Origin of the sequence: Parageobacillus thermantarcticus, from assembly GCF_900111865.1 — a bacterium.
Classification (GTDB): Bacteria; Bacillota; Bacilli; order Bacillales; family Anoxybacillaceae; genus Parageobacillus; species Parageobacillus thermantarcticus.
Genome location: NZ_FOJS01000071.1, coordinates 1 through 8,431, shown reverse-complemented (window position 1 = coordinate 8,431; position 8,431 = coordinate 1). Strand labels below are relative to the sequence as shown.

At 44.1% G+C, this 8,431-nt stretch carries 17 protein-coding genes; 1 reads left to right on the top strand and 16 read right to left on the bottom strand.

Annotated elements, in window-relative coordinates; translation table 11 throughout:
* The 15 genes from BM278_RS17240 to BM278_RS17180 all read right to left on the bottom strand — a co-directional run.
* Positions 1-453, bottom strand: a 453-nt coding sequence (locus tag BM278_RS17240) for a dUTP diphosphatase (protein ID WP_208601786.1), incomplete at its 3' end; no start/stop codon positions are given.
* An 88-nt stretch (positions 454-541) separates the two neighbouring features.
* The gene (locus BM278_RS19730) at positions 542-676 is read right to left on the bottom strand and encodes an NUMOD4 domain-containing protein (RefSeq protein ID WP_425272974.1); all 135 of its coding nucleotides are present in this window, start codon (positions 674-676) and stop codon (positions 542-544) included.
* Positions 677-982: 306 nt separating this feature from the next.
* Positions 983-1,150, bottom strand: a complete 168-nt coding sequence (locus tag BM278_RS18995; protein ID WP_167359616.1) for a hypothetical protein — start codon at positions 1,148-1,150, stop codon at positions 983-985.
* Entirely contained in the window at positions 1,134-1,436 is a 303-nt protein-coding gene (locus tag BM278_RS17230; protein ID WP_090949199.1) for an IDEAL domain-containing protein, read from the bottom strand. The genes BM278_RS18995 and BM278_RS17230 overlap by 17 nt, the downstream gene beginning before the upstream one ends.
* Before the next feature lie 22 nt (positions 1,437-1,458).
* On the bottom strand, positions 1,459-1,644 hold the full coding sequence (locus BM278_RS17225) for a hypothetical protein (RefSeq protein WP_090949198.1): 186 nt from the start codon (positions 1,642-1,644) through the stop codon (positions 1,459-1,461).
* 6 nt (positions 1,645-1,650) lie between these two features.
* On the bottom strand, positions 1,651-2,484 hold the full coding sequence (locus BM278_RS17220; protein WP_090949196.1) for an ATP-binding protein: 834 nt from the start codon (positions 2,482-2,484) through the stop codon (positions 1,651-1,653).
* Positions 2,429-3,307: a replication protein gene (locus BM278_RS17215; RefSeq protein ID WP_167359615.1), complete on the bottom strand. Its 879-nt coding sequence runs from the start codon at positions 3,305-3,307 to the stop codon at positions 2,429-2,431. The genes BM278_RS17220 and BM278_RS17215 overlap by 56 nt, the downstream gene beginning before the upstream one ends.
* 182 nt (positions 3,308-3,489) lie before the next feature.
* Entirely contained in the window at positions 3,490-4,350 is an 861-nt protein-coding gene (recT, locus tag BM278_RS17210) for a recombination protein RecT (RefSeq protein ID WP_090949193.1), read from the bottom strand.
* A 12-nt stretch (positions 4,351-4,362) separates the two neighbouring features.
* Positions 4,363-4,539 carry a hypothetical protein gene (locus BM278_RS18990; protein ID WP_167359614.1) on the bottom strand — a complete coding sequence of 59 codons (177 nt, stop codon included), beginning with the start codon at positions 4,537-4,539 and terminating at the stop codon, positions 4,363-4,365.
* Between the two features lie 10 nt (positions 4,540-4,549).
* On the bottom strand, positions 4,550-5,482 hold the full coding sequence (locus tag BM278_RS17205; RefSeq protein ID WP_090949191.1) for a YqaJ viral recombinase family nuclease: 933 nt from the start codon (positions 5,480-5,482) through the stop codon (positions 4,550-4,552).
* A 106-nt stretch (positions 5,483-5,588) separates the two neighbouring features.
* A complete protein-coding gene (locus tag BM278_RS17200) occupies positions 5,589-5,780 on the bottom strand; it encodes a YqaI family protein (protein ID WP_090949188.1) in 192 nt (63 codons plus the stop codon).
* The gene (locus tag BM278_RS17195) at positions 5,770-6,138 is read right to left on the bottom strand and encodes a hypothetical protein (protein WP_090949186.1); all 369 of its coding nucleotides are present in this window, start codon (positions 6,136-6,138) and stop codon (positions 5,770-5,772) included. Before BM278_RS17195 ends, BM278_RS17200 begins: the two co-directional genes overlap by 11 nt.
* Before the next feature lie 248 nt (positions 6,139-6,386).
* On the bottom strand, positions 6,387-6,647 hold the full coding sequence (locus BM278_RS17190; protein ID WP_090952275.1) for a hypothetical protein: 261 nt from the start codon (positions 6,645-6,647) through the stop codon (positions 6,387-6,389).
* Positions 6,647-6,910, bottom strand: coding sequence for a hypothetical protein (locus BM278_RS17185; protein ID WP_090952271.1), 264 nt, complete (start codon positions 6,908-6,910; stop codon positions 6,647-6,649). Before BM278_RS17185 ends, BM278_RS17190 begins: the two co-directional genes overlap by 1 nt.
* The gene (locus tag BM278_RS17180; RefSeq protein ID WP_090952267.1) at positions 6,907-7,683 is read right to left on the bottom strand and encodes a phage antirepressor KilAC domain-containing protein; all 777 of its coding nucleotides are present in this window, start codon (positions 7,681-7,683) and stop codon (positions 6,907-6,909) included. The genes BM278_RS17185 and BM278_RS17180 overlap by 4 nt, the downstream gene beginning before the upstream one ends.
* Positions 7,684-7,758: 75 nt before the next feature.
* Between BM278_RS17180 and BM278_RS17175 the strand changes: the two genes are divergently transcribed.
* The gene (locus tag BM278_RS17175) at positions 7,759-8,136 is read left to right on the top strand and encodes a DUF2513 domain-containing protein (protein ID WP_090952265.1); all 378 of its coding nucleotides are present in this window, start codon (positions 7,759-7,761) and stop codon (positions 8,134-8,136) included.
* Here BM278_RS17175 and BM278_RS17170 read toward each other — a convergent pair.
* On the bottom strand, positions 8,131-8,355 hold the full coding sequence (locus BM278_RS17170; RefSeq protein ID WP_090952262.1) for a hypothetical protein: 225 nt from the start codon (positions 8,353-8,355) through the stop codon (positions 8,131-8,133). The two genes, BM278_RS17175 and BM278_RS17170, sit on opposite strands and share 6 nt — an antisense overlap.
* Between the last annotated feature and the right edge of the window lie 76 nt (positions 8,356-8,431).

Sequence of the window (8,431 nt, the reverse complement as noted above, 5' to 3'; positions counted from 1 at the left end):
AATATCACCGTCACCGAAATACAACGGCTTTGGTTCATAATCTTCATACACTTCATTCATGTTGATGTCGTTTCCGATCGATAAGATGAAATGCAGGCAGTCCACGTATTCTTCAAGGAGTGGATTTTTGTAACCTAAAGTCCCCGTTCCCCCGCAATCCTCACAATTAATGACTTCGTGCGTGTAACCACCTTCGAGATCGTCAATATAACTATCATAATTTTCATCGCCAGTTCCGTTACAAGTCGGGCATATATATTCAATTTTTGTTCTCGGCGCCTGGTCATGGCTCCAATATTTGAAAAATCTAGCTTCGTTCGCAAGTTCACCAAGCTCCACCATCAACGCAAGGATTTTCTTTGCTAACCGATCTTCGCCAGGTTTCCGCGGATGCTCTTTTTCGATTCGTAAATCCAATTGCTTTTGTAACTCAAATAATTTTTTGATATTCATTCCAATCCCCCCATTTAAATTACTGTTTTCCATGCTTTGAATTCGCAAATCCGAGAAATATGGTAATGTTTAACACCGTATAATTTCGCTAGTTTAGTTGTAGTGAAAAATTTAGGGTTAGTCTCTCTCCAATTACGTAACCTAAATTACTAACTTGATATTCACCCTCAAACCCAGGAATGTCTTTCCATATCTCCTGTTGTTCATCCAGCCGGCGTTGCATTTCGAAAAGTTTAGCTAAATTCATGAATTTTCACCTCTTATTCGTAAATGAATCGAATGTACTCCACGTGCTCCAAGTTAAAAAACCAAATACGCCAAGACTATCAGGAGAACTACTATGCCTGTGACACATACAATTGCTGTAGCCGTCAAAAAGACGTCCCATAATCGGTTCATCTCATTCCCTCCAGCTAGGCTTATAGACGCCTGTTTTTGCCCTGTACGGCGTTTTTCTCGCTTTCAAATACTTTTATTACCCTCACAAGAAAAACGCCATACGGGCTAAAATTTGAAGTTTTAGAGCGTGTTAGTTTTTTAACCTTGCTAGCGCAAGGATATATTTCAACCGATCATAATCCAGCTCCCCGATCTCCCGTCCTTCATACTCGTGTATGCCCATCTCGATGAGCTGGCGGATGACGTGTTGGCGTTTTAACTCCTGCATCATTTTTACGCTGTTATACAGTATCAACACGTTCACCCCCTTTCCGGGCAGCAAGTTCGTAAAACCATTCCTCGTCACGTGTATCAAGTGCCAAATCAATCAATGCGTTCAGTTCAGAGCTTGTCCAATCCGTAGACACGCCAGCAGGTTCGAGACGGCTCAATAGTATCCGGCGTTCTTCCCGCACCGGTTGGTTTAGTCTTGTTCGCACAAAAACCACTTTGCATTCTGGCGGCCGTATCCAGTCGATATATCCCAACCATCCAAAGACATATTCGTGCGGATTTACGCAATACACCCAATCCCCTGGTTGCATGTATCCTCTCCCCCTCTACGCATCACTTCACGGCTATTCCGAACCGTTCTTTCGCTTCACGCAGCCGGCGCCGAAATTCGGCCATTTCCCGCTCGAATTCTTGTCTGGCACGCTTCGCATGTTCGCAATCGCAAGCCGTCACCAAGCACGCGCCGTTTGCTACTTTGGTGTATAGCCGACCCGTACCGTCACATTTCACGCATGTCATCGTTCTTTACGCCCCTTTCAATCGAAAATCTTCACCTTCGACTTCATGGAGATATGGACCGCATTGTCCGAGCAATCGGCTTGCCGCAGCATATCCGATCTTTTCACTCAATGTTCCGCGATCTTCGTTGCTATTAAAGACAATCGGTTTTTGCTTTCTGTATCGCTCGTTGATAATTTGGTAGTACAATGCTTCTTTTGCTTCGGACCATTTCGCCTTGCCGATGTCATCCCAGACGAGCACATCAGCATGAATGGCACTGTGCAAAAGCTTGTTGAGTGTTTCTCCCTCATCATTCATCATTTTGGCTTGGATGAGCTCGTCCATGAACGTGACATCTGAAACGACAAGTACATTGAATCCGTCCTTAATGAGCCGTTTGGCCAGGGCGATTTGTAAATGAGTTTTGCCGACGCCGAAATTGTTGTGCTTTTGTTTCATCGATGCACGCTCCGAAACAGGTAGCTCTCGCAATCGTTGTTCGCCAACCTTGGCAATGAAACCTAAATTTTTGTCAGACATAATTTTCTTTGTCGTGCCGTCCTCGTGTTTAATAACAGCGAATTCGTTTAGGTAGCTAATGGTCGCATCGTACATATCTTGCTGATACTGCGTCGATCGCTTGAAATTTTCAAAATTCGCATGGATAAACTCATCTGGAATTAGTGCTTGCTTGAACCGGCGCTTCCATGCTTTCCGTTCCCGGCATTCACAAGGTTTCGCGAATTCATAGCCGCGCTCATCTCGATAGAAGATGAATTCGGTATCCAGGCAGACCGGGCACTCATGATCCTCCCCAAGCTCGTCGTGCTGCTTCGGCTTCTCGGAGGATTTGTTCATATGACTTGCCACCTTCTTTTGTAAATCGGCCAACACCTCGGCGATGCTTGTGAACCGTGCCTCCATTGTTTTTCTCCTCTCCTTTTTGGCCAAAATAACGATCGAGAATGACCTTTTCTACATACTTGAAGCTTTTAATGTAATCTAACCGGTGCTTTGGTTCATACTCGTCGAATATTTCATCGATGTATTTCAAAATGATGTCTATAGGGATGTTGTCATCTAGCAATCTATGGATAGCTAACTCATCCTCTGGGGATAAATCAAAGCCATGCGCTCTTCTTTGAATGAACTTGTTGGCGATTAACTGAAAATGGTCTATTCTATCTTCTTCTTTAATATTTTCTTTATTTTTTTCTTTATATATTTTCTTTATATGGTGGTCATTTTTACCCACTGTGGTGTGGTCAAAATCACCCACTGTGGTGTGGTCATCTTTACCTACAGTGGTCATTTCTTCGGTGTGGTCATTTTTACTCACAGTGGTGTTTTTTATCCCCCTGTGGTCAATTTTCCATTCGTCGTAATTTTTATTGAACGCTAAACATCTAGCGTTATTAAAATCCGCTTCTTTTACGACTATGATGACATTAGCTTCGATCAGCGAATCAAGCGCCCTTTTGACTGCCTTTCTGTCTATACCCGTTACCTCGGCCAAAAAACTTAACGAAAAAACGTGTTCTTTTCGTTGGAATCCATAAGTATAACGCCAAATAACCAAAATAATGATCAATTGATTGGCCGTAAATTTCCTGGAATAAATGTTTTCCAAAATCTCATTTGCAATTCGCGTAAAGCCGTTATCTAATTGTGGATTCGCCAAGAATCCACCTCCTTTTTGCATGAACTATTCTTGATGCAAATCACATATCGTCCTTCCACCCTGACCGGCTTTAAGCCGGGATGGCTGCTCTTGATATATCCCTTGATGTAGGCGATGTATAGTTTTCTTGTTGCCAGCAGCCATCCACGTATAGCAGTGTGGAATCGCGATGCGGTATTCCATCATTCGATATCAAAGCTCTCCTGTTCAAAATTGCTTGGTTTTTCCTCTTCTTTCGGCTGTTCCTCTTCCTCTGCTGAAACCTCAAATGCTTCGGCTTCGATGTATTCAACTGGCTCTGGATCTGCGGTGATATCTTTTCTCACGGTTTCATCTTGCGTAACAGCTTGTTGAATTTCGATCGATATCGGTAAGTACTTCCACATGTGCCGGATGACAGTCTTTTTGGCCATTTCCTCATAGTCCGTTACCCACGGACCGTTATTAGCTGCTTTTGAACGCTTACGGCGTTTTTCAATTTCTTCTTTAGGCATGAATTCGAATTGATAGCCACCGTCTTTGAAATGAGCAACTGCATAGGCGCCGATAAATTCACCACGATCTGTCATGGCCGGCTTATGAACAAGCTTCGGATGTAAGCCATACTCATATTCGAACGTGTCGTTTTCATAAACCGCATGAGCATAAATGCTTTCGATGTTTCCGCTGCGCCGTGCTAGGTCAATCATTCCTTTATAGCCAATGATGAATTGCACATCGGATTGTCCTGTTTTTCCATTTTTGAACGGAACGAAGTAGCAATGTCCGATGAGCCCCGGCTCTAGTCCAAGCTGTGCTGCTTGCATCACCGCGCCGAGAAGAGAAGGAACAGAACATTCCAGCAATTTAGGATTCGTTCGAATAGTTGTGAGAGCGATTCGTGCCATGCGATCAGCGTCCATGTGTTTTGGAAGAGCTTTTTCAATCTCCGGTCCCATTTTTTTGAGATATGCCGCAATGGTTTGTGCTGGAGTAGGCGCTGCCGCCTCTTTTTTATTTGCTTTGTTTGCAAGCTGATTTTTTAGAGATTGATTTGTTGCCATACTGATAACCTCCTATTTCTTTTTGAATTGCTGTGCCGCAGGGCAAGTTGCCCAGTGAGGGATATGCCCTTTGACAACTTCGCCTTTTGCAGTCACTACAGTTATGACCTCGATATCCACCGGCATAGCTTTGCCGGCAGGCGTTTTAATCCATTCAATTTCCTTGCCGCAACCTTTGCATTTGGCCATATTCATTCACCTACTTAATGGAGAATCGCCGCGATACCGTTTCTTTGGCGACCTCCTGATATATTTCTGGATACTTCGCTTTGAGTAACTTGGTATCAACACGGCTACTACGAACGTTTTTCCATGTGACAATACGATCGCCGGCAAATGCTCTTTCATAATCACCGAGCATAGCCTTAAGTTGATTTTCAGCTTCCTTACGACGTTCGGCAGCTTCGGCTTCCTCTTGTTTGGCTTGTTCATATTTCGCAATCAACTCGTTAGCATGAGGTGGAAGTTCAATCTCTTCATCGAACTTCGCTGTCGGATACAAAGCTTTCAGTAAATCACTCGAAGCATCCGAACCGTCAAACATCGGTGGATTTTTCTTGAGAACATGATTGTTCCAAAAATCCGATTCGATCTGAATGAGATACTGAATGATCTCTTCATCACGCTCGATTTTTTTGTAGATGAACTTATTTCCACCGATGAGAACCGCAATCCACCAGGAATCAAAACCAGTGACAGCCATGTAGTGCTGGCATTGAATGAGATATTGTGCCGGAACCTCATCATCTTTCCACTCTTCTTTGAGGTATTCACTGGCCGTTTTACATTCAAGCCCTGCCTTCTCACCGGCAATCAGCCGATCCACGTTTGCAAGCATGAAAGAATGTTCTGGATGCTGTAGAATCGCATTTTTACGCCGCACTTTGAGACCTGTACGTTTGCTGAATTCTTGAGCGACGACATCCTCAAGCACTGTACCCCAATACGCTGCTTCGCTACTCACATCTTCCTCTGGGGCTTGTCCAATCTTTTCAAGATACACCGCAACAGGAGATTTCCATTTGTTTAAACCGGCAATGGCAGCTGCATCGCTTCCTCCGATTCCCTTCCGACGCGCAGCCAACCATTCCTCATGACTCATTTCATTTGTGTTGGCAAAGACAACCGACATCGTTCCACCTCCATTTGATTTTTGAAGGCGATTCCTGTACTATGTAGGTAGCTGTTTCAAAGGAATCACCATTGCGTGCGCCTCACTCTCCCCAGTGAGGCGTTTTTTATTCGGCAATTTTGCGTGTAGCGCCAAGATTTTCAGTGAGATACTGACGAATATTTTCCTCGAGTACAATCTCCCCGTCCGGGAACTCATAAATGACATCGCCGTAGAGAATTTCATCGCCGCAAGCATCAATTCCCCAGTGGGAACTTTTTTCTACAATCGGACGAGTCATCGGATTTTCAACTTGCATGGATGCGCCCCCTTTTTTTCAAATTGGTTATTTTGTTGTGAACGGACTTATAAGTGCGCCCTAATTGTTTCGCCAGCTCTCTACAACCCATATGGAGGTTTTGCAAAAGGAATTCTTCCTCCTGTGTAGTCCACTGACGCCGTTTTGGAATCTCTGCGATCACCGCCGCGCGCTTCTTCTCGTCGCGTTCGTCGCGTTTCCATAGTTTTTGACCGAGTGCCTGCATCTGTTGCCCGATTGGGCAGCTCGGGCAGATGTGGATACTTGCGTTTGTCACATAACGGTTTGGGCAACCCTGGCACTGATCGAGCAAATCGATGATCCGCAACCGGATAAGTTTTTTCTCCTCCCGTGTCATACTTGTCCCTCCTTTCGCATAGGTATGTAGCGTAAGGCGAGCAAGGATTTGCACCTTGCATGCGCTGCTTCACGCGGGCCTCATGAGCTAACCGGCCTACCCTGCGTCTACCTATTCCGCCATCGCCTTACGGATGTGCTAGTGCACATCGTCAGGCACAAGAACGCTGGAAAAGGGGGATAGGGAAACAGCGCTCCTGCACCTGACGACAGGCACCAGCCTGTCTTGTGAAAGGGAGAGGAAATATGCTATATTGTGATTGAACGGGCTGGTTGGTTATGATGGCTGGTGTTAGGCACTGGCCGTTTTTTCATGCTCTGCTGAATAACTGCTTTCATACATTTGCGGCGAATTGTGATAAATTTCTTCATATGGCGAATCCATCTTGCTTCCTCGTACATTCCTTTTGCTTCGAAAAATTCTTCGAATTGCACTAAGTACGCCTCGAACTTTAGCAAACTTTGAAAATCAGAAACTGTTAAATGATCGTAGTTCGGTTTGGCCAACATCACTCATTCCCCTTTCTCAAAATGACCGCAATATCAACACCGCGTTCTTTCATCATTTCAACGACTTCCATCAACCGGTCGTGCTCCTCTTTCTTCCGTATCAGCTCGTCCAAGTCGCGTTTGCAGCGTTGAAATTCTGTTATCCAGCGTTCTGCTTCGTCGATGTTGTCTCTACGCAGTTCCATACGTGCACGCTCTAGGCAAGAGTAGCAACATTCGTACAATTCGGCAGCTAGCTTCATGTCATCCGGGAGGACGTTCATGATGCTATTCCCTCCTTTTGTAGCAGAAGCCGGAACGTCTCTCTTCCTTTCGGTGTAATCAGCGTTTGAACGTCCGCCTTGCCGTTTCGTGCAAACTCCTTCAATTCAAATAATTCCGGCACATACGGAGCATAAGGTTTAAGTTTCCCTTTCTGATCCCGATAAACAAATTTGTTTTGGAGAAGCCAGTTAATAAAGAACCGCTCCTTGACTTTCAATTCTTTTGCAGTGTCCCGGAAATTCGTCAAAAGGTTTCGATCGACCAAGGCGTCAAAATAATCTGCTTTCGGTTTCATAGCAGCGATTTGTTCGTTTTGTTTGCGGACTGTTTCAAGAACACCGCGGAACATCATTTTTGTTTGTTCGTCGGCAAACGGTAAGTAAGTTTGGATGAACAGATCATCGTTTGATACATAGCCGCCGGTTTTGCGGATTGTTGGTAACACCTCTGCGGTTACCCAGCGCTTAAATTGTTTAGCCTTCTCTCTAATCTCCGGATTGTTACCTTGTTTTGCTGCACCAAATATCAAACTGTAAAGGCCTGATTCATTGACAAACTTTTTAGACTGTCTTCTCCCTAATCTGTCGATGACCTCGTGGTCCGCTAGGTCATCTTTATCAACGTGATTTTTGATTGCATCATATGGATTTCCGAAACTTAATGACTTAGCCGCTTCTGTAGCACCAAACCATTCAATACCATCGACAACGAGCACTGGAAGCTCACCGAACATCGGATGATTGAAAAGACTGAAACTTTGTAATTGACTCATGACGTTTCCCCTCACTTTTCGCAGGATTTTCCTTCCCTCCTATCGAATGATGACAGGGGAAGGAGGTGAATTCCAATGAAACTAGACCAAGATTGCGTAAGAGATCTTTTACTCGAGCTAGAAAGCAAACTGTCGTTTAATCAGCCGATATTCATTGACGACTTCAAAGAACTAGAAACAGTTTCTAGCTATGGTTATGAAATTTCTGTCTACGCATTGCTGAAAATGATTGAAGCTAAATTTGTTAATGCTAACGTTACATATGCAGGAGACGAAATTTATCAGCTTGCTATTTCATCATTGACTTGGGATGGTCATCAATTTCTCGATACCATTAGAGATCATGAAGTTTGGAAAGAAACTAAGGCTGCAACCAAGAAATTATCTAGTGTTTCGCTTTCCATTGTTTCTACATTAGCCACAGAATTTTTAAAGAAAAAGCTTGGGTTATAGCTTGTTATACTCTTGTAAAAAGTTATTGAACGCATCCAAAAACTTTGTGAACTTGTTGGGGGAGTAATCGTTACTGATAAAATTCAAGTGCAATGTAAGCTGGCTCTCCCCCACCGGTTCCAGATTTTCAGAAAATGTCGGGTTAGCAATCTCATATCCAGCAATCATAATTTGCGTTTTCGAGTTGGTCTTATCTTTTGGAATGTAATAAATACTCACGTTATTCACCTCCCGCTTGTCCGCTTTTCTTCCAAAAGGAATGCCTCATTCGAGACCAAAGCGTTCTGGATACTTT

Bases quoted from the DNA above. Each gene is read 5' to 3' on its own strand.
- BM278_RS17225 (WP_090949198.1), bottom strand. From the start codon at position 1,644: ATGACATGCGTGAAATGTGACGGTACGGGTCGGCTATACACCAAAGTA.
- BM278_RS17195 (WP_090949186.1), bottom strand. From the start codon at position 6,138: ATGACACGGGAGGAGAAAAAACTTATCCGGTTGCGGATCATCGATTTG.
- recT (WP_090949193.1), bottom strand. From the start codon at position 4,350: ATGGCAACAAATCAATCTCTAAAAAATCAGCTTGCAAACAAAGCAAAT.
- BM278_RS17220 (WP_090949196.1), bottom strand. From the start codon at position 2,484: ATGAACAAATCCTCCGAGAAGCCGAAGCAGCACGACGAGCTTGGGGAG.
- BM278_RS18990 (WP_167359614.1), bottom strand. From the start codon at position 4,539: ATGGCCAAATGCAAAGGTTGCGGCAAGGAAATTGAATGGATTAAAACG.
- BM278_RS17230 (WP_090949199.1), bottom strand. From the start codon at position 1,436: ATGCAACCAGGGGATTGGGTGTATTGCGTAAATCCGCACGAATATGTC.
- BM278_RS17175 (WP_090952265.1), top strand. From the start codon at position 7,759: ATGAAACTAGACCAAGATTGCGTAAGAGATCTTTTACTCGAGCTAGAA.
- BM278_RS19730 (WP_425272974.1), bottom strand. From the start codon at position 676: ATGCAACGCCGGCTGGATGAACAACAGGAGATATGGAAAGACATTCCT.
- BM278_RS17190 (WP_090952275.1), bottom strand. From the start codon at position 6,647: ATGTTGGCCAAACCGAACTACGATCATTTAACAGTTTCTGATTTTCAA.
- BM278_RS17205 (WP_090949191.1), bottom strand. From the start codon at position 5,482: ATGTCGGTTGTCTTTGCCAACACAAATGAAATGAGTCATGAGGAATGG.
- BM278_RS17180 (WP_090952267.1), bottom strand. From the start codon at position 7,683: ATGAGTCAATTACAAAGTTTCAGTCTTTTCAATCATCCGATGTTCGGT.
- BM278_RS17185 (WP_090952271.1), bottom strand. From the start codon at position 6,910: ATGAACGTCCTCCCGGATGACATGAAGCTAGCTGCCGAATTGTACGAA.
- BM278_RS17200 (WP_090949188.1), bottom strand. From the start codon at position 5,780: ATGCAAGTTGAAAATCCGATGACTCGTCCGATTGTAGAAAAAAGTTCC.